This window comes from Streptomyces sp. NPDC048248 (assembly GCF_043201875.1).
Classification (GTDB): domain Bacteria; phylum Actinomycetota; class Actinomycetes; order Streptomycetales; family Streptomycetaceae; genus Streptomyces.
The window spans coordinates 407,550-429,539 of record NZ_JBICZL010000001.1 but is presented as its reverse complement, the minus strand read 5'-3'; the positions used below and the strand labels follow the sequence as shown (position 1 = coordinate 429,539).

At 70.0% G+C, this 21,990-nt stretch carries 18 protein-coding genes; 9 read left to right on the top strand and 9 right to left on the bottom strand.

Annotated features, from left to right (window positions below; translation table 11 throughout):
- Positions 1 to 58: 58 nt before the first annotated feature.
- The 3 genes from ACGFZW_RS02050 to ACGFZW_RS02040 all read right to left on the bottom strand — a co-directional run bounded on the left by ACGFZW_RS02050 (position 59) and on the right by ACGFZW_RS02040 (position 4,001).
- Positions 59 to 1,258: an NAD(P)/FAD-dependent oxidoreductase gene (locus ACGFZW_RS02050; protein ID WP_393891034.1), complete on the bottom strand. Its 1,200-nt coding sequence runs from the start codon at positions 1,256 to 1,258 to the stop codon at positions 59 to 61.
- 206 nt (positions 1,259 to 1,464) lie between these two features.
- Positions 1,465 to 3,102, bottom strand: coding sequence for a LuxR C-terminal-related transcriptional regulator (locus ACGFZW_RS02045; RefSeq protein WP_393891033.1), 1,638 nt, complete (start codon positions 3,100 to 3,102; stop codon positions 1,465 to 1,467).
- A 95-nt stretch (positions 3,103 to 3,197) separates the two neighbouring features.
- Positions 3,198 to 4,001 carry a VOC family protein gene (locus ACGFZW_RS02040; RefSeq protein ID WP_393891032.1) on the bottom strand — a complete coding sequence of 268 codons (804 nt, stop codon included), beginning with the start codon at positions 3,999 to 4,001 and terminating at the stop codon, positions 3,198 to 3,200.
- A gap of 566 nt (positions 4,002 to 4,567) precedes the next feature.
- On the opposite strand from ACGFZW_RS02040, the gene sbnA reads away from it, so the two are divergent.
- The 6 genes from sbnA (at position 4,568) to ACGFZW_RS02010 (ending at position 12,502) form a co-directional block, all read left to right on the top strand.
- Positions 4,568 to 5,527 carry a 2,3-diaminopropionate biosynthesis protein SbnA gene (gene sbnA / locus ACGFZW_RS02035; RefSeq protein ID WP_393891031.1) on the top strand — a complete coding sequence of 320 codons (960 nt, stop codon included), beginning with the start codon at positions 4,568 to 4,570 and terminating at the stop codon, positions 5,525 to 5,527.
- Positions 5,528 to 5,543: 16 nt separating this feature from the next.
- Positions 5,544 to 6,545 carry a 2,3-diaminopropionate biosynthesis protein SbnB gene (sbnB, locus tag ACGFZW_RS02030; protein WP_393891030.1) on the top strand — a complete coding sequence of 334 codons (1,002 nt, stop codon included), beginning with the start codon at positions 5,544 to 5,546 and terminating at the stop codon, positions 6,543 to 6,545.
- On the top strand, positions 6,539 to 8,458 hold the full coding sequence (locus tag ACGFZW_RS02025; protein WP_393891029.1) for an FAD/NAD(P)-binding protein: 1,920 nt from the start codon (positions 6,539 to 6,541) through the stop codon (positions 8,456 to 8,458). Before sbnB ends, ACGFZW_RS02025 begins: the two co-directional genes overlap by 7 nt.
- Positions 8,455 to 9,666 carry a trans-sulfuration enzyme family protein gene (locus ACGFZW_RS02020; RefSeq protein WP_393891028.1) on the top strand — a complete coding sequence of 404 codons (1,212 nt, stop codon included), beginning with the start codon at positions 8,455 to 8,457 and terminating at the stop codon, positions 9,664 to 9,666. Before ACGFZW_RS02025 ends, ACGFZW_RS02020 begins: the two co-directional genes overlap by 4 nt.
- A gap of 137 nt (positions 9,667 to 9,803) precedes the next feature.
- Positions 9,804 to 10,979 (top strand): benzoate/H(+) symporter BenE family transporter, encoded by a 1,176-nt coding sequence (locus ACGFZW_RS02015; protein ID WP_393891281.1) that lies wholly within the window; start codon positions 9,804 to 9,806, stop codon positions 10,977 to 10,979.
- Between the two features lie 266 nt (positions 10,980 to 11,245).
- On the top strand, positions 11,246 to 12,502 hold the full coding sequence (locus ACGFZW_RS02010; protein WP_393891027.1) for a sensor histidine kinase: 1,257 nt from the start codon (positions 11,246 to 11,248) through the stop codon (positions 12,500 to 12,502).
- Here ACGFZW_RS02010 and ACGFZW_RS02005 read toward each other — a convergent pair.
- Both ACGFZW_RS02005 and ACGFZW_RS02000 read right to left on the bottom strand, forming a co-directional pair.
- On the bottom strand, positions 12,459 to 13,931 hold the full coding sequence (locus tag ACGFZW_RS02005; RefSeq protein WP_393891026.1) for a sensor histidine kinase: 1,473 nt from the start codon (positions 13,929 to 13,931) through the stop codon (positions 12,459 to 12,461). The genes ACGFZW_RS02010 and ACGFZW_RS02005 overlap by 44 nt on opposite strands.
- Positions 13,928 to 14,608: a response regulator transcription factor gene (locus ACGFZW_RS02000; protein WP_393891025.1), complete on the bottom strand. Its 681-nt coding sequence runs from the start codon at positions 14,606 to 14,608 to the stop codon at positions 13,928 to 13,930. The genes ACGFZW_RS02005 and ACGFZW_RS02000 overlap by 4 nt, the downstream gene beginning before the upstream one ends.
- Positions 14,609 to 14,941: 333 nt before the next feature.
- Here ACGFZW_RS02000 and ACGFZW_RS01995 point away from each other — a divergent pair, with 333 nt between their 5' ends.
- Positions 14,942 to 15,586 (top strand): response regulator, encoded by a 645-nt coding sequence (locus ACGFZW_RS01995; RefSeq protein WP_393891024.1) that lies wholly within the window; start codon positions 14,942 to 14,944, stop codon positions 15,584 to 15,586.
- Positions 15,587 to 15,675: 89 nt separating this feature from the next.
- Here the strand turns inward: ACGFZW_RS01995 and ACGFZW_RS01990 are convergent, their stop codons facing one another.
- Positions 15,676 to 16,335, bottom strand: a complete 660-nt coding sequence (locus tag ACGFZW_RS01990; RefSeq protein ID WP_393891023.1) for a response regulator transcription factor — start codon at positions 16,333 to 16,335, stop codon at positions 15,676 to 15,678.
- 455 nt (positions 16,336 to 16,790) lie between these two features.
- On the opposite strand from ACGFZW_RS01990, the gene ACGFZW_RS01985 reads away from it, so the two are divergent.
- Positions 16,791 to 17,471 carry a response regulator transcription factor gene (locus ACGFZW_RS01985; protein ID WP_393891022.1) on the top strand — a complete coding sequence of 227 codons (681 nt, stop codon included), beginning with the start codon at positions 16,791 to 16,793 and terminating at the stop codon, positions 17,469 to 17,471.
- Between the two features lie 123 nt (positions 17,472 to 17,594).
- Here ACGFZW_RS01985 and ACGFZW_RS01980 read toward each other — a convergent pair whose 3' ends face one another.
- Entirely contained in the window at positions 17,595 to 18,281 is a 687-nt protein-coding gene (locus tag ACGFZW_RS01980; RefSeq protein WP_393891021.1) for a type 1 glutamine amidotransferase, read from the bottom strand.
- 1,030 nt (positions 18,282 to 19,311) lie between these two features.
- Between ACGFZW_RS01980 and ACGFZW_RS01975 the strand changes: the two genes are divergently transcribed.
- Entirely contained in the window at positions 19,312 to 19,833 is a 522-nt protein-coding gene (locus ACGFZW_RS01975; RefSeq protein WP_393891020.1) for a hypothetical protein, read from the top strand.
- Between the two features lie 108 nt (positions 19,834 to 19,941).
- Here ACGFZW_RS01975 and ACGFZW_RS01970 read toward each other — a convergent pair whose 3' ends face one another.
- Together ACGFZW_RS01970 and ACGFZW_RS01965 are read right to left on the bottom strand one after the other, a co-directional pair.
- Positions 19,942 to 20,934 carry an ABC transporter permease gene (locus ACGFZW_RS01970; protein ID WP_393891019.1) on the bottom strand — a complete coding sequence of 331 codons (993 nt, stop codon included), beginning with the start codon at positions 20,932 to 20,934 and terminating at the stop codon, positions 19,942 to 19,944.
- Positions 20,912 to 21,886, bottom strand: coding sequence for an ABC transporter ATP-binding protein (locus ACGFZW_RS01965; RefSeq protein WP_393891018.1), 975 nt, complete (start codon positions 21,884 to 21,886; stop codon positions 20,912 to 20,914). The genes ACGFZW_RS01970 and ACGFZW_RS01965 overlap by 23 nt, the downstream gene beginning before the upstream one ends.
- Between the last annotated feature and the right edge of the window lie 104 nt (positions 21,887 to 21,990).

Sequence of the window (21,990 nt, the reverse complement as noted above, 5' to 3'; positions counted from 1 at the left end):
GGAAAGCCCGGATGATTCAGAGGTCCGCAGCCTTCGTCGTTGTGTGGTGGGAGGGTCTCTAGGCCAGGACGCGTTCCAGGCTCTCGTTCGCGAAGAACTCCGCGGGCGAGGTGACCCCCGCCGCCACCCTGGCGAACCCGTCCATGGCCGGCCGGCTGCGCGACACCGCGCCGAGCAGCTGCTGCATCTCCGGCGGCGGCGGGTCCAGTGAGGCGAGCTCCGCCGTGAACTCGTACATCGGCATGACCTGCTTGTCCCTGCTCTCCTGGTAGCTCTTCATCGCCACGTCGAACGTGCGCCTGCCGGTGAAGGTCCGGTCAAGCGCCTGCGCACACAGTTCCGCGTCGCGGAAGGCGTCCTGGATGCCCTGGGCGGTGATGAAGTCCTTGAGGTATCCGGCATCACCGACCAGCGCCCAGCCGGGGCCGTACGGCCTGCGGAAGAAGTTGGGAACCGCCATGCCGATGAGTCGCTCCACGCGCGTGGCCGCCGCGGCCCGTTCGGCGAAGGACGGAACCAGCGCCATGGTGGCCAGATATCCGGCTTCGATGTCCGACCGATTGGCCTTGAAGTCGCGGATCGGCAGCCCGCAGACGACCACGGTCCTGGCGTCGTTGGTGGGCCATGCGGCGAAGGCCCGGTCGGGCCGGACGTAGGTCTCGAACCGGTGGTTCATCGGCAGCCCGGTCCAGTAGGAGTAGTAGCTGTACTGGAGCTTCGGCTTCTCGGCGTACCGGCCGGCGCCGACGGCCTTCGCGACGAGGGAGTGGACCCCGTCGGCGCCGACGACGACGCGGGCGTACTCCGTGACGCTGTGCCCGCCGGCGCGGTGGCCCCTGATCCCCGTCACGGTGTCGCCCTCGATCACGAGTTCTTCGACGGTGAACCCCTGGCGCACCTCAGCGCCGGACTCCGCCGCGGCGTCGATGAGGATCTTGTCCAGGACCGTACGGCGCGGGGCGTACGCGGCCCGGAACCCGGCGCCCGCCGGAGACCCCTCGATGGTGAAGTGCCCGAAGTCGAAGGAGTAGGTGTCGATCGGCGGACAGCCGCTCGCGATGACCTGGGCGAGCAGTCCCCATCGGTCCAGGGCGGCGAGGCCGGGCGGGTGGATCAGATGGGTGGAGATGGTGTCGCTCGGGAACGTCGCCCGGTCGACCAGGAGCACCCGGTAGCCCCGGCGGGCCAGGAGCATCGCGGTCGGTGCCCCGGCGCATCGTGCGCCGACCACTATGGCGTCGTAGATGTGGTTCGTCATGTCGTCACCTGGCGATCAGTCGGCACCGGTCAGGCGGCGACAGCGCGTCTCGGCGGTCATCCGGCCGAACGCCTGGTACTGCCTGCGCGCTCCCGGATCTCCGCGAGACCGGATGCGGGTTCGTACGGTCAAACGCTAGGCAGCGGGTGTGGCCGGCCGCGTCCGCAGAACGTCCACTCCTGAGCGTGGGTAATTCTTCCCAGGTGTCAGACGAGGTGGTGTTCGTGCGCGTACGCCGTGGCCGCCGAACGGGAGGACACCCCGAGCTTGAGGAAGATGTTGCTGAGGTGACGGGCAACGGTCTTCTCGCTCAGAAACAGGTCGTCCGCCACGCCTCGGTTCGACTTCCCCACCGCGACATGCCGCAGCACCTCCAGCTCACGAGCGGTGAGCAGGCCGGCCGCCCTGGCCGGGGCCTTGTGCGCGAGTCCCTCGACGCGCATCAGGTCCGGCGCGGCCCCCAGCTCCCGGAAGACCGACGTGGCGGCCTCGATCTCCAGCCGCGCGGTGATCTCGTCACCGGTCTCCCGGCATGACAGGCCGAAGAGCAGGCGGGTCCGTGCGGCCTCGTAGGGCGCGTCGAGATCCCGGAACGACGCCACCGCACGGCCGAGCAGCGCCTGAGCGCTGCGCGCCTCACCGGCCGCCAGGAGTACCGCGCCCTGCGCCCGTCCACTGAACGCGCGCAGCAGGGGGAAGTCCAGCGCCTCGGCGACCGCGGCCAGCTCCGCCGCGGCGGTTCGAGCCTCATCGGCATGGTCCGCCGCCAGCATGACCTCGACGTACGCCGGCAGGATCCGGCACCGGGACGTCGGATCAGCGGCACCGTCGAGTGCGGTGCGGATCGCGCGTTCGGCCGCCCCCACGTCCCCGGCGGAGAGCAGCGACAGCGCAACCCCGGGCTGAGCGGTGTGCCCCAGCCTGCTGGCCTCGCGGTAGGCCCGCTCCGCCTCGTCGTATTCCCCTCGCAGCCGGTAGAGCTCGCCGAGCTGGTAGTAGGCGGCGTCGGCGGACTGTGCGGCCGGCACCGAACGCATCCACCGGCACGCGCGATTCGCCTCTTCCAGGGCGTCCGACCAGTCTCCGTGCAGACACATGATCTCGATGCGGTGGACCAGGCAGATACCCCGGTAGGGCACCAGCTCCTCCTGTGCCGCGCACCACCGCGAGAACTCGGCCGTCCACTCCCGTGCCCGGCGCAGATCGAACACTTCACGGCAGGCCGCGATGACCGCGCAGTACGCGAGCCCGGACACGACGGGGGACACCTCACCCGCCGTCACCGCGACCATGGCCTCGTCGAGGAGCTGGGCCCCTTCCTCCGCCCTGCCGAGCCGGATCAGGCTCTCGCCGATGGAGACCATGGCGAAGTTCATCAGGTCCGTGTCCCCGAACCGCGTCGCGAATGTCAACGCCTGCTCGGAGACGGCCTCGGACTTGGCGGCTTCCCCTGCGAGAAAGCTCTGGAGCCCTTCCAGCGCCAGGAGGTACCCCTGCTCCACGCAGTCCGGCTCCCCGGCATCGAGGAGCCGCTGTGCCCTCGCCATCCAGCCGGCGCCACGGGCCCACTCGCCGCTCAGAACCAGGTCGAGGCCAAGCCAGAACACGCAGCGGACGGCCCGCGGCCCGTCGCCACGGGTCAGCCACGCGTGGTGGGCCCTGGTCCACAGGTCGTCGCTCTCGGAATCCCTGCCGACCAGGTGCGCGGCGAGCGCGAGCCGCTCAAGGTCCTCCGGATCGAGCGGCTGGTGCCGATCGGCCTCCGACAGGATCGCGAACACCTCGCCCCAGGCGCGCCGCGCCAGTGCTTCGTCGGCTGCCTGCAGAGCTGCGGCTGGCTTCATGGGTTCCAGTCTCCCCGCCACGGGCTGTCCGCGACGAGCGGCCTCCGCGACGCGCGGCGTGGTGCCGAGCGTTCGCGGAGGCCGCCCTGCCCGGTTCAGGAAGCGGCCGGCCCCGTCTGGTTGATGACCGCGAAGACCCCGCCCTGCGGATCCTGCAGGACGGCCATCCGGCCCGCCATCATGTCGAAGGGTGGCTTGAGGACATTGCCGCCGGCCCGGACCAACGCGTCGACCGTGCTGTCGGTGTCGTCGACGGAGAAATACGTCAGCCAGTGCGAGGGGGTGCCCGGCGGCACCTCGATCCCGGCCAGGTTCTGCATGCCGCCGACCATGCGCCCGCCCGCCGAGAGTGAGAAGTAGCCCTCTCCGCCTTCCATGGGAGCGGCCTGGATGCCCAGTGCGTTGGCGTAGAAGGACGTCGCGGTCTCGGGGTCGCTGGTGTTGAGCTCGTTCCAGATGATCGCGCCGGGTTCGTTGACGACGCCGGCGCCGCGGAAGTCCCGCCCCTGCCAGAGGCCGAAGACGGCGCCCGTGGGGTCGCTCACGATGGCCATCCGGCCGAGCTGTTGCACATCCATGCCCGGCATCTGCACCTGGCCGCCGCCCGAGGTGACGGCGCTCTCGGTGGCGTCCACGTCGGCGGTGGCGAGGTAGGTGGTCCACACGGGCGGCGGCACGGGGTCGGGCCGGCTGCCGTCCGGGTTCATCGCGGCCATGATTCCGGCGACCGGCTTGCCGTCCATGGTGCAGACCGCGTAGCCCCCTGTCTCCGGCGGTCCGACCTCTGCCTGCCAGCCGAAGAGGTCACGGTAGAAGTCCAGAGCGGCCTGCTGGTCGGGGACCATGAGATCCACCCAGCAGGGCGTACCGGGTGGGTAGGGACCGGTGGCATCGGGCATGACGGGGCCTCCGTGGCGATGGGTCGTTCCGACGTCCACCTTTGCCCGGCGGTCCGCCTCGCCATTCCTTGAGGCCGTACGCGGAAGCCGTTCGGGTGCGGCCAACCGGAGACCGTCGGATCGGGCGGCCACACCGTTTCCGCATCGGCCCGATACCGCGTCACACCCCGTCGGTCCGCGCCTCCGCCGACCGCGCCGATCGCGGTCCCGGCCGACGGCATCCACATGACATTTCGGCGAATGAAGCTGACCTTCCAGTTATCGGGTCGTGCAAAATATTCGGGGAAACGTGGAACCGAAATCCGGAATGTTGCATTCTTAACTACCCCGTCGAGATATTTCTCGACAAGCGCGTACCTCTATGGCACTCTTCAACGGAGTCGTCATCTCGGGGGACACATTGACGGCAACGGGGGGAGACGTGATCTCTTCTGCATACCTGCGCCCGACCAGCGTAGGTGTTGCAATCATGGGCTCTCACAATCTCTGCGCGCGTCGCGCGTCCGCGTGCCCACAATCAACGGGGTTAGATTTCAGTGATAGCGGAAGAAGTCTACGATCTGGTGATGGATGACTTGTTCATCCGAGCCGATCATCTGGCGCCGGGGAGCTCTGTCTTCCTCAAGCTCGAGGGTCTCAATCCGGCAGGATCGGTCAAGCTCAAAACCGCCGTGGCCCTGGTTGCCCAGGCCGAGGAATCGGGACGCGATTTCCCTCGCACCCGACTGATCGAATCGACATCGGGAAATCTCGGCGTGGCGCTCGCCATGGTCTGCGCGGCGAAGGGATATCTCCTCACCTGTGTGACCGACCCGAATGCCAACGCCCAGTCGTTACGCCTGATGAAGGCGCTGGGGGCCGAGGTCGTCATGATCGACCTGCGGGACGGCAACGGCGGCTTCCTGCAGTCCCGCATCGACTACATCGGCGAGCGCCTGCGGCGCGAGCCCGACACCTACTGGCTCAACCAGTACGCGAACCCGGCCGGCCCGCGGGCCCACCGGGAACGCACGGGGCGCTCCATCTTCGAAGAGGTCGGCCACGTCGACCACGTCTTCATCGGCGCCGGAACGACCGGGACCCTGATGGGCTGTGCGGAGTTCTTCCGGCAGCACAGTCCCGACACTCGGATCATCGCGGTGGATTCCGTCGGATCGGTGTCGTTCGGCGGCGCTCCGAGTCGGCGCCATATACCGGGTCTGGGCACCAGTCGACGGCCGGAAATACTGGACGAGACGTTGATCGACGAGGTCGTTCACATATCCGAGTCGGACGCCGTGGAAATGTGCAGAGCGCTCGCAGAAGAGCGCGGACTGCTGCTCGGAGGATCGTCGGGAACGGTTCTCGCCGCGGTCAGCGAAAAATCGAAGGACATTCCCGAAGGGAGCGTCGTGGTGGCCATCTCACCGGACTTCGGTGAACGCTATCTGGAAACCATCTACAACGACGCATGGGTGGCCGAGCGGTGGCCCGAAAATGAATACCGAAAGATCTCGGAAATTTCTCGGGTCCGAGCCCGGGCCTGAGGAGAGGAATAGAAACGTGTTCGACTTCGATGTGGTGGCGGGCGAGACCGTTCGCGACGTGCTCAGCAGCAGACGTGCCGAGGTCCTCGGTATCGTCGGCGACGCCTATCGCAGCCATGAGGCCGGGGAAACCATCAATCCGGATTCCTACTTCCTCCGGTTTCCCGAGAAGCCCGACTCCCGGATCATCGCACTGCCCGCCTACCTCGGCGCCGACGTCCAGCTCGCCGGCATCAAGTGGATCGCCAGCTTCCCCAAGAACACCGAGGCCGGAAACCCCCGCGCCTCGGCCGTGCTGATCCTCAACGACTACGAGACCGGCTACCCGGTCGCCTGCCTGGAGGCCGCGAACATCAGCGCCGCCCGCACGGCGGCCTCCGCCGCCGTCGCCGCGACCGCGCTGCGCCCGGGCGGCTTCGCCGGGACCCGAATCGCCATCGTGGGCGGCGGCGTCATCGCCCGGAACATCTGCGACTACCTGCACGCCGCGGGCTGCGCGCCCGACGCCTACCTCGTACACGACCTCCACCAGGAGTCGGGACAGGCACTCGTGGAGCATCTGCGCACCACACAGCAGTGCGCTGCCTCCTTCACCGACGATCTGGGCACCGCGCTGGAGGCGGAGACCGTGGTCTTCGCCACGACCGCGCTGGAGCCGTACGTCACCACTGCGTTCAAGCCGGGCCAGGTCGTGCTGAACGTCTCGCTGCGGGACCTGGCGCCCGAAGTGGTGCTGGCGGCGGAGAACATCTTCGACGACGTGGACCACTGCCTGAAGGCCAACACCTCGCCCCACCTGGCCGAACAGCTCACCGGCTCACGGGACTTCGTGACCGGGACGCTCGCCGGAGTCCTCAACGGCGACGTGGCGGTGGCCGCCGACCGGCCGGTGATCTTCTCGCCGTTCGGACTCGGTGTACTCGACCTCGCGGTGGGCGCGTACGTCCTGCAGCAGGCGCGCGAGGCCGGCACGGCCATCGCGATTCCCCAGTTCTTCGGGGAGACGCGGCGATGGTGACCACACAGTCCCCGGCCGCGGCCGAGCCGACCGCGCCGACCGGCGGGCGGCACACCACCCTCGCCGTCATCGGCGCCGGTTCGCGCGGCCTCGGCATCATCGAGCGCTTGGTCAGTCACTGTCTGGCGGATCCTTTCCCCGTCACCGTCCACCTGGTGGACCCAAGGCCCCTGGGCCCCGGATTCCACCTCGACGACCAGCCCGACCACCTCCTGCTGAACACCGTCTGCGCCCAGATCACCGCCTTCGCGGACGAAGAGATGGTCGAAGGTCCTGCCCGCGTGGACGGCCCGTCCCTCTACGAGTGGTGCCGTGCAAGGGGGTTACGCCTGGCGGCGGACGGATACACCGTGCGCGAGACGCAGGCGGGGGAGGGGACGGCGGACGGCCGGGAGATCCGGTCCAACGACTTCCTGCCCCGTCGGCTGCTCAGTGAGTATCTGCTCTGGGCGGCACAGCGGATCGTCGTGGCGGCGCCCTCGTGCTTCACGCTCGTACGCCACGCCACCACCGCCCGCGAGGTGCTGCCGGCCCCCGGCGGCGGGGAGGTCGTCGTCCTCGACGACGGGGGACGGGTGCACGCCGACGCGGCCTTCGTCACCGTCGGGCACCACTCCCTGTATCTGCCTGCCGAACCACCGCACGAGCCACGGTTGATCACCCGTCCGTACCCGCTGCCGAGGGCCCTGGACGCCATCGCACCTGGCGACCGCGTCGCGGTACTGGGCATGGGGCTGACCGCCATGGACGTCATCGCCTCCCTGACCCTGGGCCGTGGAGGCAGGCACGAGCCGGCCGAAGAGGGCGGACTGCGCTACATACCCAGCGGCGAGGAGCCGCTGATCGTGCTGGCCAACCGCTCCGGCCTGCCGTCGCGCAGCCGGCCCGTTCTCCATCCCGGGCGGGCCCGCTTCGTACCCCTCTCGCTGACGCCCGACCGGATCCAGGCGCTGCGTGAGGGGCGCTCCGACGGCCGGATCAACTTTGCCGAGGACGTGCTGTCCCTGGTCGAAGTTGAGATGGAACTCGCTTACTACCGAACGCTGTTGGGTCGTAGGTGTGACGACATCCTGGGCGTGGGTGCTGAGTTCGCCCGCCGCGTGGCCGAGTCCGGCTGCGACGGCCTGCTGGTCGAGCTGCGTGCGGAGCACGGCCCTTTCCCGCTGCAAGGTGTCCTCACCGACCAGCTCACCGACCGGCAGTGGCCTGAACAGGGCGACTACGCCGAATGGTTCACCCTGCAGATCGGCATGGACCTCGCCGAGGCCAGGGACGGACTGGGCGTGAGCCCCGTCAAGGAAGCTCTGGAGGTGCTGCGCGACCACCGCGACGCTCTCCGGTCCGTCGTCGATGCCCCGGGCGTCGACGATCCGTCGCTCGACTACTTCTTCGGCGAGTTCGCCGCCACGGTCAACCGCCTGGTGATCGGCCCTCAGCTGGACCGGTCGGTGGAACTGCTCTCCCTGCTGGACGCAGGAGTGCTCCGGGTCGGCCCCGGGCCTCGGCCCAAGGTCACCGCGCCCAGCGGACAGGGACCCTGGCGCCTGGAATCCACCTGCCTGGCCCGGCCCGAGCGTGTCGAGGTCGACCACGTCGTCCTCGCCCATCTCGCCGAGCCCGGCGCCGACCGGCTGCCCGGCTCGCTGCTCGGCAGGCTCGTCGCCGCCGGCCGCGTCTGCACCATGGCGAGTCGCGGCACCCGGGCCCCCGGACTGTCCGTCACCCGGGAAGGCCAGGGCATCGGCTCGGCCGGGGACGTGCAGACCGGGCTGTTCTTCCTCGGACCGCACACCGAAGGCTCCAGCTACTACAACCACTACGTTCCGTCTCCCGGCGCACCTTCCCGTGCGCTGAAGGACGCCGAACTCGCTCTCCGTACCGCCCTGCCCGCCCTTCCCGCGAGGACATCATGAGCAACCGCGAGACCTTTACCCCTTGGACCCGGGACTACCGTCCCGAGACCCGCGCCGCCCAGGGCGACGGCTGGCGCTGCCCGACCACCGGAGCCGTGCCACCCCCGATCGGGCTGGGCGCGACCTTCGCGCGGGACGACCGGTACAGCACCCCCGCCGGCTTCGCCTATCTGCGCGATCAGGGCACGCCCGGCTACGAACAGGTCGAGGATGTGGTCGCGGGCCTGGAAGGGGGCGCCGACGCGCTGGTGTTCTCGTCCGGGATGGCTGCGGCCACCGCCGTCTTCCAGGTCCTGCCCGCCGGGGCCCGCGTGGTGGTTCCGCAGACGATGTACTTCGGGCTCACGAAGTGGCTGCTGGAGTTCGGGGCCCAGCGCGGCCTGGAGGTCGTCCGCGTTCCGATGAACGATCTGGACGCGGTGGCAGCCGCGGTGGAGGCGGCGCCGACCGCGCTGCTGTGGGCGGAATCCCCGGCGAACCCCACCTGGCTGGTGACGGACCTGGCGGCGTGCGCGGAGATCGCTCACCGCGCGGGCGCCCTGTTCGGTGTGGACAACACCGTCCCGACCCCGGTGCACACCCGGCCCTTCGAGCTGGGCGCCGACCTGATCATGCATTCCGGCACGAAGTACCTCAACGGTCATACCGATGTCGTGGCCGGCTTCCTGGTGGCGGCGCCGGAGCACGCCGGAGACCGCGAGGTCCTCCAGCCCCTCTGGGAGCGTCTGCGTCTGCACCGGCGTCTTACGGGCCCGATCCTCGGCCCCTGGGAGACGTATCTGCTGATGCGCGGCATCCGCACGCTCTATCCGCGGATGCGTCAGATTTCGGCCACGGCCATGGAGGTCGCCGAGCACTTCGCCGAACACCCCATGGTCAGCCGCGTCGCCTATCCCGGTCTGCCCACCGACCCCGGTCACGAGGTCGCCTCCCGGCAGATGACCGGCGGCTACAGCGGGATGCTCTCCCTGCACGTCGCCGGACCGTGGCAGCGGTCCCTGCGCGCGGCCGAACACTGTGAACTGTTCATTCGCGCCACGTCTTTGGGCGGGGTGGAAAGTCTGATTGAACACCGATACACCTTTGAGGGACCAGACAGCACTTCTCCCAAGGACATGCTGCGACTGTCCATAGGTCTCGAGAATCCGAACGACCTCGTGGCCGACCTGGAGCAGGCCTTGGAACGCGCCGCTAAGGACGAATCTTGAGTTCTGACACCACCAACGCCGGCAGTGCCGGGGAGGCCGGTACTGCCGGTGCCGCCGGCACCACGGCCACAGCGTCGCCGCCGACCGGATCAGGGGCTTCGCCGGGCGGATCAGGTCAGCCGGCCGGCCGCTCCGGGCTGCTGCGCGACATGTCGCTGTCCGCGGTCCTCGCCGGGTTCGTGGCCGTCGTGGTTTCGTATTCCGGACCGCTGGTCATCGTCCTCGCCGCGGCCTCGGCCGGGCATCTGGACAGGGCGCAGACCGGGTCCTGGGTGTGGGCCATCTCCATCGGCAGCGGCCTGACCTGCATCGGGCTCAGTCTGCGGACCAAGATGCCGGTCATCACCGCATGGTCGACACCGGGCGCGGCCCTTCTGGTCACCAGCCTGGGGGCCTACTCCTACGCGGAGGCCATCGGGGCGTTCATCGTCACCGGCGTCGTGATCACCCTGGTCGGACTGACCGGTGTGTTCGGGTGGTTGATGCGGCAGATCCCCACGGCCGTGGTCTCGGCCATGCTGGCGGGCATCCTGTTCTCCTTCGGCACCGGTGTGTTCACGTCGCTGAAGACCGCACCGTGGATCGCCGGGGCCGTCCTGGTCGCCTATCTGATCGGCAAGCGGTGGCTGCCACGGTATGCCGTGCTGATCGCCCTCGCGGTCGGGGTGGTGTTCAGCGCGGCCACCTCACGGCTGAACATCCAGCTGGACCACATCGAGCTGGCCCGCCCCGTGCTGACCACGCCTCAGTTCACCATCGCCTCGCTCATCGGCATCGCGGTCCCGATGATTCTGGCCACTCTGGCGTCGCAGAACGCCCCCGGCATGGCCGTCCTCACCGCTTCCGGATACCAGCCCAAGGACCGGCTGCTGATCGGCTCGACGGGCCTGGTGTCCACCGCACTCGCGCCCTTCGGATCGCACGCCATCAACCTCGCGGCGATCACCGCGGCGATCTGCACCGGCCCCGAATCGCACCGCGACCCCAAGCGGCGTTACGTCGCCGGGGTCGCGTGCGGAGCGTTCTACCTCCTGATCGGTGCGTTCGGCACGACCCTCGTGGTCTTCTTCGCCGGCCTGCCGAAGGAGTTGGTCGCCGCCATCGCCGGAGTCGCCCTCTTCGGCGCGCTGGCCGGCGGTCTGACCGGTGCGGTGACGGAGGAGAAGGACAGGGAGGCCGCCCTGATCACGTTCCTGGCCACGGCGTCCGGGATGACCCTCTTCGGCATCGGGTCGGCCTTCTGGGGCCTGGTCTTCGGTGTCGTGGCGCATCTCGTGCTGACCCGGTGGCGAGGGCGCTCGGCCACCGGCTGACCTCGGATCGGGCAAGCGGCCGCCCCGGCGTCATGCCGGGGCGGCCGTTGTCGTCGCCGGCCGCCCGTTCGCCGCGCGGAGTGTGTGTGGTCGAAGCGCCGTCAGCCGCGGTACGCCGTCCGGGCGGTCCGCCCGCTGCCGTGACCGTCCGCCCTTCTCGATGGGCACAGTCCCCTGGCGAGTCAGCGGTGGACGGGCCGCGTGGGCCGGGAGAATCTGGGACCGAGGCGGTGAGGACGGTGAGCGATGGGCGCGGCAGGGGCCCGGTGACGGCTGCCCCGGCGGGCCGGCCGGAGCAGCTTCCGCCGTGGACCCTTCCTTCCTGGTACACCGCGGCGGCCCGACTGTCGCTGCTGATCCCGTTGGTCATCACGCTCGCCGCCGGTTCGCTCCCGGATCCCGTCACATTCGTCGTGCTGCTCGTCGTGTACGCGGGATGGAGCGTGCTGCGGGCTCTATGGCTCCGGGGGCGACCGGTCGCGGCAGGCATCGCGGCCCGTGGGCAAACTGCGGTGGCGGTCGTCGCCGACCTCGGGCTCCTCGTGGGCTTGACCCTGGCCTCCGGCGGACCGGACTCCCCCGTGCGCTTCGCCTTCTTCGTCTGGCCGGTGGCCACGGTGTTGTGGCGCCTGCCCAAGGCGACAGGCGCGGTCGGCGCGGGCTGTCTCGCCGCCTACGTCACGATGCTCGCCGCCTACGGTTTCGGGGGCACCCGTGCCACCGAGGGCGACGCCGCGGCCGAGGCCTCGCTCCTGCTGTGGACGGCGCTGGTGTGTGTGCTGATCGCTGCGATCCTGGCGCTCCGCGAGCGGCAGGTCAGCGCGCTGCTGGCGGCACGCCGGGCGCTGCTGCGGGACGCGATCGCGGCGGAGGCCCGGGAACGATCCGTACTCGCCGACGCGCTGCACGACGGACCCCTGCAGACGCTCCTGGCGGCCGGGCAGGACCTCGCGGAAGCCACCGGCGCCGGCGGCGCGGCACCGTCCGTCCGCCGTGCGGACGAGTCCGTCCATCGGACCGTCCGCGAGCTGCGCGAAGCCGTATTCGCCCTGCACCCGCAGGTGCTTTCCGCGGCCGGCCTTGGGCCCGCGCTGCGCGCTGCGGGGGAGCGGGCGGCACACCGCGGAGGTCTCACCGTGCGCTACGACCTGCGTGTCTCCGGGCATGTGCCGGGCGAGGAGCTGCTGTACTCGGTGGCCAACGAGCTGCTGACGAACGTCGTGCGGCACGCGCGGGCGGCGACCGTGGACATCCGGCTGGAGACCCTGCCCGACGCCGTGCTGCTCACCGTCGCCGACGACGGCGTGGGAATCGATCTCGCGGCGGCTCGACGGAGCCCGGCCGAGGGGCACGTGGGGTTGGCCGGACACCGTGCGCGGCTTGAGGACGCGGACGGCACCCTGGACGTGGTTCCCGGCCCTGACGGCGGCACCGTGGCCCGGGTCAGACTCCCGTTCACTCCGGAGGCCGAGCGCGGCGTCACTGAGGACGGCGCCACCCCGGACGGCGCCACGCCCGGTTGATCCGTACGGCACCGACCCGAATCCTGCGGATCGCGCACCGCACGACATACGTCGCCGGGCCGCGCGCGACCGGCGGCTCCGCCCGCTTACGTCCCCTTGCCCGGTCCGGGGGCGTCACCTGCTCCATCGCGGCCCCCGGACCCACGCCCGGGCCGACTGCAGGCAGGACAACCTCGACCCGGGCACCGCCGCGGCTGCCCGGCCCGATCCGTAGCCGGCCACCCGCCGACTCCGCCGTCCGGCGGGCGATGTCCAGGCCCAGCCCGCTGGAACCCCGCCCGCTGTGGCCCCGCTCGGCGGCCCGCCCGTCGCAGATGCCGGCGCCGCCGTCCTCGACGACCAGGGTCACCTGAGACGGCTTGCGGATGACCGTGCTCGCCGTCATGGGGGTGTGGTCCGGGGTGTGCGTCAGCACGTTCTCGACCAGGACGTCGACCACCGCGGCCAGGTCCGTCTCCGGGATCGCCACCCGGGGCGCCTCCGGTGCCGTCCGCACCTGCCATGCGCGGCCCTGTTCCTGGGCCAGCGGCAGCCAGAAGTCGACTCGTTCGACGACGACACGGTTGAGGTCAGTGGTGGCGGCCGAAGCACCGCAGACCTCCCCGCGCGCCTCCTTGATGACGGCGCTGAGCTGCCCTTGCAGGCGTGTCACCGCCTCCAGCATCCGCCGCGACTCGGCGGGGTCGGACAGCGCCTCGGCCTGCAGCATCAGCGCGGTGACCGGAGTGCGCAGCCGGTGCGAGAGGTCCGCGGACGCCTCCCGCTCGCGTGCCATCAGATGCGCGACGCGGCCCGCAAGGTGGTTGAAGGTTTCGCCCATCACGCGGAGTTCGGACGGTCCTTCCGGGCGTACGCGGGCCGACAGATCACCGGTGCTCAAGCGGCCGGCGGCCGCGACGAGCCGGTCCACCGGCTGCACGATGGACCGCCCCAGCCGCTCGGCGAGGAATACCGCGGCCAGGGGCAGCACGATGAGCCCCGCGATGACGGCCCCTCCGACGACGAGCAGGGAGTGCCACTGCCCCGATGTCTCCACCGCCACGGCGACCCACGCGGGCCGGTCGTGACGCGAATGGGTCGCCACCACGGCCACCCGGCTCGACCCGCACCACGACGTCCGGGTCTGCGGGCCGGCGTTCGCCCCGGCCCGCAGCACGCACGGTGTGCTCTGGCCGTAGACCTGGCCCGGCCCCATCGACACGACAACGCGAGCCTCGGACACCTGTTCCTCGGCGACGGAGGTGATCAGTGCCTCGTCACCGGCCTCGTGGTGGTGCACCGCACTGGCCATGATCTGCGCGTTCACCTGCGCGAGGTGGTCCACGTCGGTCAGGTAGCTGTGCCGTACGTAGAGAACGAACGGCGTCGCGAACAACAGCAGGCACACGAAGGCGCAGAAAGCGGCGAGCAGAGCGAGCCGCCGCCTCATGGTGGTGGCTCCACGAGTTTGATGCCGACTCCGCGCACCGTGTGCAGGAAACGCGGCGCGGCAGCCGTCTCGCCCAGGTGCCGGCGCAACCAGGAGAGGTGGACGGCGACGGTCTTGTCCGTGCAGGGGTAGTCCCCGTCCCAGATCTCCGTGCGCAGTTCGTCCTTGGTCACGACCCGGCCCGCGTTCATGGCCAGATACGACAGCAGGCGGAACTCCTTGGGCCGCAGGGGCAGGCTGCGCCGCCCCAGATGGGCGGTGTGACCGCGTAGGTCGACGGCCAGCTCGCCGACCTGCAGGTCTTCCTGCTCATCCGCCAGCCGGTACCGCCGGCGGACCGCGGCCATGCGCGCCTCGACGAGTTTGGCCGTGTACGGCTTGGTGACGTAGTCGTCCGCACCGAGCTCCAGCGCGCGGATGATCTGGGACTCGGCGTGCCGCCCGGACGCCACGAGAATGGGGACCTGGGTGCTTGACCGGACCATCTTGAGGAAATCGAGCCCGTCCAGGTCGGGAAGTCCGAGGTCGAGAATGACGAAATCAGGATTCTCGGAGACGGCCATGCTCATGCCGCGGTATCCGCTGTCCGCGGTCAGTACGTCATGGCGGCGATCCCGCAGGCAGTGGGCCAGCGATTCACGTATGTCTTCGTCGTCCTCGATGAGTACGATCCGCAACGGGTCCATCACTCCACTGAACATTGTCTGTGCACGTCGCGGCGCACAGGCCGCACGCACACCGCCGGTGTTCCGGCAACGGCGTCCTGCTGCGGCGGACCACCGCCGGACTGCCATGCTCACACGCGGCAATTAAAGGAAGGTAAAACGGGATCGGCGGCCGCCCGGCGGTATCCGTGGATCGCCGGGCGGCCTGCGTAACGGCGGCCGGGCGCCGCGTCGGGAATTGCGGTCGGCTTCGGAGTAACGGCTCAGGTTATGCCCGACGATAGAATTCCCCCACGAACGGGCAATGCGCTGCCTCTCGCCACCGGGCAGAAGGAAGGAGCGGGTGTGAAGGAGCCGGACCGTGTGACGGTCATCGTCGCCGACGACCACCCGGTCTACCGGGAAGGCATCGCCCGTGCACTGCGGGCGAGTGAGCGGCTGCGGGTCCTCGCCGAGACCGAGGACGGTCCCGGGACGATCGACGCCATCGCCGCGCACAGCCCCGACGTCGCGGTCGTCGACTACCGACTGCCCGGGGCCGACGGCATCGCCGTCGTCCGGGCCCTCGCCCGCGACGGGAGTCCGACCCGGGTTCTGCTGCTGTCGGCCATCACGGACAGTGCGGTGGTCTATCGCGCCCTCCAGGAAGGCGCCGCCGGATACCTGTCGAAGGAGGCCGAGCGGGCGGAGATCGTGGCCGCGGTGTTCGATGTGGCAGGCGGCGGGACGGCGCTGCCACCGGCTCTGATGGGTGACCTGGCCGGTGAGATCAGGGCCCGGGCGGCGGATGAGCGCCCTGTCCTGAGCGAGCGGGAGCAGCAGGTGCTGGTCGCCTTCGCCCGAGGCAGCAGCGTTCCCCGGATTGCCGAGGAGCTCTACCTGAGCACCAGCACGGTCAAGAGCCATGTCCAGCGCCTCTACGAGAAGCTGGAGGTCTCCGACCGTGCGGCAGCGGTGGCCGTCGCCATGCGGCGCGGTCTCCTGGACTGAAGCGGAGTGAGACGGCGCGGCGACCACCACCGTGCAGGTCGTCGCCGGGCTCCGCAGGGTGCTCACGCAGCGCACGGCGCCCTCCCTGCTCACGGTGCCCTCAGCCGGACGCCGACACCGTGCACGCTGTGCACGTAGCGCGGGCGGGCCGCGCTCTCGCCGAGCTTGCGACGCAGCGCCGAGAGGTGCACATTGACCGTCCGTTCCGCATGGAGCCGCCGGCCGTCCCACAGAAGCTCGGCCAGCTCGGCACGGCTCACCACACGACCGTTGCTGCGGGTGAGGTGGAGCAGCAGCCGAAATTCCGTGGGGCGCAGGTCCACTTCCCGTCCGTCCAACGTGACCCGGTGGCAGCGCACGCTGATCCGCAACCCGCCGACCTCGACATCCGGTTCGTCGGCGTCCCAGAGGTACAGGGTGTGAAGGTGCAGGGCGGCCAGTTCGGCCGAGCACGACGCGGGCATGTAGCCCGCCGCCCCGGCATGCAGCGCCGAAATGATCTGCTGCTCCTCGCCACGCACCACGACGGGCGCCGGGGCGCAACGCCGCAGGAATTCCTGCAGCGCGAAACCTTGGCGCGGCGGGAGATCCAGGTCGAGCAGGACGGCGTGCGGCTGACGTTGTGCGGACAGCCGGAGCGCCTCGGAGCAGCACCGGGTCAAGTGCACCGTGTGCCGTCTCCGCCGCAGGACGTGCAGCAGTTGCTGCCCGCGCAGGGAGTTGTCGTCGATGATCAGGAGGCGTGCCACGGCAGGATTCCACCTCGCTCTCCGTGCTGCCGGGCCGGGATCGGCGCGCGGCACCTGCCGGATGTCGGGTACCTCCAGCTTCGCCGCCGTCCGGTCCGGCCGGTATCCGTTGATCGGACGCCGACAGGACGATCCGTCCCCGCCGATCGGGGGAGGCCGATCGGCCCGGCGCCCCCAGTGCCGGTCCGGCGGGCTCGCGGTCATGATGCATGCGGTGTCCAGCCGGAAGGCGACACCGGCCGGCTGCACCTCGTGCGGACGGCACCGCGCTCCACGATCGCCGTGGCGCGCCGTCGGCGATCGCAGTCCAACCCTGCGCACATACAGATTTTGACCTGCGTGAAACCTGACAGGAGAGCATGGCGTGCGGAGCGCGAAGCGGGGCCCGCGTATGCGTGGCGGTTACCGCTTTCGTGACGCTCCCGCGGTCAGAGGCGGTGCGAAGGGGAGTGCCTGTGCGGATATTGATCGTCGAGGACGACACGGCAGTACGGGAGCTGCTGGCGCAGGGCCTGACGTCGCTGCACCACGAGGTCATCACGGCCGCGAGCGGCTCCACCGGTCTGGGCTCGGCCCTGACCTGGGGCCCCGACCTGGTCGTACTCGACCTGGGGCTGCCGGACCTCGATGGTCTGACGGTGTTGAGGATGCTCCGCACGGTCACCTCGGTCCCCATCGTCGCCGCGACCGGCCGGGAGTCGGAGAACCAGGTCATCCGGGGCTTGGAGGCAGGGGCAGATGACTACGTCGTCAAGCCCTTCACCGCCGCCTTACTCAACGCACGGCTGAACGCGGTGGTACGCCGCCGGCGCGGGGCGGAGGAGAAGGACAGCATGCGGGTGGGGCGGCTGGAGGTGGACTTGCGGGGGCAGGCCGCCGCGTTGAGCGGGCGGCCCCTGGAACTGCGGCCCAAGGAGTTCCAGCTGCTGGCCCATCTCGTCACTCACGCGGGCCGGGTGGTCGGCTGGCGCGAACTCCGTACCGAGATGTGGGGCAGCGATGTCCTGGGCGGGGACAAGACGCTGGCCGTCCACCTCTCCTCGCTCCGGCGTCATCTGGGCGAGTCGGCGGCGGCCCCGCGGTATCTGCACACCGTGAGGGGCGTGGGGCTGAAGTTGGTGGATCCCGCGGTCTGAACGGATGGGAAGCGGCGTGCAGCGGTAGGCAGCGGTGCGAAGAGCCTGCCGTGCCGGGGAGAGGCCTCGGCAGGTGGCGACACGACAACACGGGCGCGCCTGGCTCGTGGAGCCCCGCGGCCCTCAACGCGGCTGCTGAAAGCCCCTGTTGGCGGACGTATGAGCCGCCCAGCGCCGGAGGACCGTGAGCCCATTCTCCGCTATCCGCTCTCCGTCCTCGTGCAGGACGGTGACTCCGGCGGGCAGGTGGGGCGTCATGGCCTCAACGGTCGCCGCGTCCAGTTCGAGAGGGAACTGGAAGCCGTAGGCCGAGCCGAAGCGGAAGGCTCGGTTGCGGTAGACGCTCGACACGGCGAGCAGTTGCGCACCGACCGGCAGGGTGAAGGTGTCCTGATGCCAGTGGAAGACGGGCAACCTGCCGTCGGGACATGCCAGGAGCGGGTCCCGCATCCCCGCATCCGTCAGGAACACTTCGCCCACCCCGACCTCCTCGAGCCCGCCGGCTCGGACGTCCGCCCCGAGCGCGGAGGCGAGCAGCTGTGCCCCCAGGCAGACGCCGAGCACCGGGACGCCGCGGGCGACGCACGTGCGGATCAGTCGACGCTCCACCTCCAGGAAGGGGAAGCGTCCGCTTTCGGTGACGCTCATCGGGCCACCCAGGACGACCAGCCCGTCGATCCGGTCCGCGTCCGGCAGGGAGTCGCCCGCGTAGGAACGCACCACCGCGACGGTCAGACCCTGGTCCAGAAGTGCCTGGCGGATCAGCCCGGGCCCTTCGTACGGCACGTGTCGCACCACTGCTACGGCCATCAGGACAACTCCATTGAAGGAAGAGGAGGCAAGGGGGAGTTGGCGCACGCACTGACCCGGTGGTTTCTCCTCGACGTTCGAGCGGTGCCGAAGGCGCCGTGGGGTCCGAGCGGAACCGTTCGCGCGGGGAAGGGCCGGGCGGAGCGCCGCCATTGCGCGCCTGACGTGTGGTCACCTCATGCAAGCATGTCCGTTCACCCTCTGACAACTCAAGACGGATGTATGCGAACTCCCTTCTGCGCGGGGATTTGCCTTCCTCTAATGCTTCGTTAGTTTCCGCTGAGCGTCGCGCGTGATCTTCTTTGCGTGGTCAACCCCCGGGTATCTGTTCCTGTTCGCAAGTGACCTACCCGGAGGGCTCGGTAATTGAAACTCGGAGGCAACATGGCTGAAACGGTAGGAATGTTTGTCGGCTGCCCGGTCCTGACCCTTTGCCCGGTACAGGAGTTACCGGCGGGGTGGGCCCCCGGCGTTCCGGACGCTCTCCCCGACGGTTCGCCGCGAAGGGGTCTCCCGGGCGGGTTCAAGCGGACGGTGCCGGGCATCGCACACGGTTCACTCGGAATCCCGGTACCCGAGCGGAGGCGGCTCGACGCACTGAAGACGTACGGCAACGAGGCGTATCACACACTCTTCCCCCTCGAACTGTGGTGACGGGTCGGGAACATGAGCGAGTGGCGTCCGATCTCACGGAAGCGCCGCTCTTTCTGCGCCACTGGACCAGCTTCTCGGGGAACTCCCGTTCCGTACCGGGAAATCGCCGAGATTCTCTTCGTCATCATCTCGGGAATGCTGAGATCCGCGCCGCCGGCAGGGGTCCCCGAGGCGGTGCACGTCGATCCGGCGATCTACCGGACCATTCACGATCACGCCCGCGACGAGGGGCGCCACCATGCCTTCTTCGATCATTTCCTGCGGCTGGTATGCCGCGGCCGGTGGCCGAAGAGGGTGTCGCGGAAAACGTGGATGCGACTCAAAGATCAGCTGACCGGTGCCCTTTGTGGGCCCATTGTGCCAGAGAAGAGGAAGCGTGAAATCGAATGCGCAGCGCCCCTTGGAGGGCCCCGCAGGCGAACCATGGGCGGTCGGAGTGGTGCGCTTCGCGCTCGCCCTGGTGTACCTGTGGTTCGGCCTCCCGAAGTTCTTCGCCGGCGCGAGTCCCGCCGAAGACCTCGCCGTCGCCACCGTCGAGAAGCTGACCTCAGGCCTGATCGACGGGTCACCGGCCCGTCTCCTGACGGCGGCGGTCGAAGTGGGCATCGCCGTCGCGGTCGTCGTCATACCCAGAGCGGCCCTGGTGCCCTATGCGGTGCTCGGGCACGTGGCCGGGGCCTGCGCCCCGCTGCTGCTGTTCCCGGAGGTCACCTGGCGTTCGTTCGGGGTCGCCACCTTGGAGGGGCAGTACATCATCAAGAACGCACTCATCGTGGCGTCGGTGTGCGTGGCCTTCCCGCTGCGCGGTGCGCCGTGGCGTGGGTCGGGGCAACATCCGGCACTTCGGGACACGCCCGGTGACCGGGAGACGAGTCCGGCGGCGGCGCTGACGAGGTAGCGGGCAGGGGTGCCACGGAACCCGGGGCGGGGCCGGCGCATGCCGTCGGCCCCGCAGGGGCGTTCATGGCCCCGAAGCATCCGCGACCGGCCGCCGTGCAGGCCGCGATCAAGCCTCGCCGCGGCGGATCCGCCGGATGCACAGGACGACCGGGACCACCGCCACGAGCAGGCACATCACCGTCGCGGTGGCCTGCAACGGCCAGAGGTGCGACGGCGGATGAAACTCCGTCCAGGTGCCGGTCACGTTGAGGTGCCGGAGGCAGCCGGCCGTCCGCTCGACCCCGCAGATGTCGTCGGGGAGGCGGTCGCCGCTCACCGTCCGGTAGCCGCCGGCCACCCTCCAGCTCCGGGTGAGGAGGAGGTTGGGGAGTTCACCGCCCTGGGCGTTCCGGGTGTCGACCGGCCACAGCCCGCAGCGGACGTGGTCCAGTGCCCAGTACAAGCCGCCCACGATGACCAGCGTGACGGCCAGCGCGGGGACGGTGCGGCGCAGCAGGGCACCGGCCGCAGCCCCCACCAGGACCGACAGGACGGCAAGGGCCACCGGCAGCGGACCCATGACGAGGAACGGGACGGTGCCGTACCAGGCCGCCGGGCCCTGCACGTAGGGGGACACAGGGAGCCACCACCATGTGACTGCTGCCGCCACAACTCCCGTGGCCAGGGCGGTGACGGTGACGGCCAGGGCGAGTTCGACCACCAGCCAGCGAACGCGTGAGACCGACTGCGACCAGACCGTGCGAAACGTGCCGCTCTCCCACTCCCGGCCGATCAGCGGAGCACCGAGGAAGACACCGCAGAGCACGGGCAGCGCCGGCAGGGCAAGGCCGACATTGCGCAGTGGCCAGGCACAGGTCTGCCGGAGTGTGGCGAGCTGGGCGCAATGTTCCGGCAGGGCGGAGGGCGAACCGGTGCAATCGGCGAGGCGATGGGCTTCGATATAGGTGACCGCGCCGTGGTGCTCGAAGACGGCGTGGACGGCGAACACAACGGCGGTCGCCAGACAGACCAGGTAGGCGGTGCGTCGTTGGCGCCAGGCCAGCCAGAGCAGACCGCGGGTGTGGTGACCGTCGATGTCATCCGGGGCCGTGGCCCTCATGAGCGCTTCCCCCCAACTCGACACGGGACGTTTCGGTGATCATGGGTGGGGCGGCCGGGGCGCCCAGATAGGCGAGGAGCAGTTCCGCCAGCTCCGGTCGGGTGGTCGTCCACCTGCCGGGCACCGGATCGTCCAGCCGCACGATCGCCGAGAGCCTGCCGAGATGCTCCCGGCACGCGATGATCGAAGGGTGGGAGAGCAGTGACGCTTGCGACGCGTTGCCGGAGAGGTGGTGGTGCGCGTTGAGGATCCGGTCGGTCTCCCCGGCCAGGCGGAGGTTGCCGTGGCTGATCAGCACCAGGTGGTCGCAGGTGTCCTCCAGCTCCGCGAACACGTGGGACGACATCAGGACAGTCGTGCCGTGCTCGGCCGCCTGCTGCCGCACGATCCGGGCCAACTCCCGCCGCGCGGAGGGATCCAGATCGCTCATCGGCTCGTCCAGCAGCAGGAGTTCGGGGCGCGTACCCAGCGCGAGGGCGAGCGCCACCCGGGTGCGCCGGCCGCCCGAGAGCGCACCGATGCGGGCGGACAGGGGCACCGATCCCTCCTCGACGAGGCGTTCGGCCAGGGCCTGGTCCCAGTTGCCGTTCAGCTCCCGTCCGACGCGAAGCGTCTCCTCGACCGTGAACTGCCGGTAGAGCGGTTTGCGCTGCCCCAGGTATCCCACCCGCCGACGTGCGCGCGAGGCACTCGGCTGGTGGCCGAGCACGGTGACGGTGCCCTCGCTCGGCGCCAGCATGCCCGCGGCGAGCGAGAGCAGGGTGGACTTGCCGGCGCCGTTCGGACCGACCAGAGCGCAGATCCGCCCTCGGGGCAATCGGAAGGAGCAGTCACGAAGTGCCCAGCCCCGGCGATATCGGTGGCCAAGCCCCGTGGCGACCAGGGCGTCCGTGGCGTCCGTGGCATGAGCGGACGCTTCCGTGGGGCCGGGGGCGGCTGCTGCGTCGGTCACGTGTCCTCCAGGCATTCGTCGGTGACGCTGCCGGGGTGCCGGTGGCCGCTGCGCCTGGTCGGACCGGCGGGTCCCGTGGGGCCGCGTGGGGCCCTGCTGCTGAT

Excerpts from the sequence above, each read along its gene's own strand:
- ACGFZW_RS02050 (WP_393891034.1), bottom strand. The coding sequence starts at position 1,258 with ATGACGAACCACATCTACGACGCCATAGTGGTCGGCGCACGATGCGCC.
- ACGFZW_RS02045 (WP_393891033.1), bottom strand. The coding sequence starts at position 3,102 with ATGAAGCCAGCCGCAGCTCTGCAGGCAGCCGACGAAGCACTGGCGCGG.
- ACGFZW_RS02040 (WP_393891032.1), bottom strand. The coding sequence starts at position 4,001 with ATGCCCGATGCCACCGGTCCCTACCCACCCGGTACGCCCTGCTGGGTG.
- sbnA (WP_393891031.1), top strand. The coding sequence starts at position 4,568 with ATGGATGACTTGTTCATCCGAGCCGATCATCTGGCGCCGGGGAGCTCT.
- ACGFZW_RS02025 (WP_393891029.1), top strand. The coding sequence starts at position 6,539 with ATGGTGACCACACAGTCCCCGGCCGCGGCCGAGCCGACCGCGCCGACC.
- ACGFZW_RS02020 (WP_393891028.1), top strand. The coding sequence starts at position 8,455 with ATGAGCAACCGCGAGACCTTTACCCCTTGGACCCGGGACTACCGTCCC.
- ACGFZW_RS02005 (WP_393891026.1), bottom strand. The coding sequence starts at position 13,931 with ATGAGGCGGCGGCTCGCTCTGCTCGCCGCTTTCTGCGCCTTCGTGTGC.
- ACGFZW_RS01980 (WP_393891021.1), bottom strand. The coding sequence starts at position 18,281 with ATGGCCGTAGCAGTGGTGCGACACGTGCCGTACGAAGGGCCCGGGCTG.
- ACGFZW_RS01970 (WP_393891019.1), bottom strand. The coding sequence starts at position 20,934 with ATGAGGGCCACGGCCCCGGATGACATCGACGGTCACCACACCCGCGGT.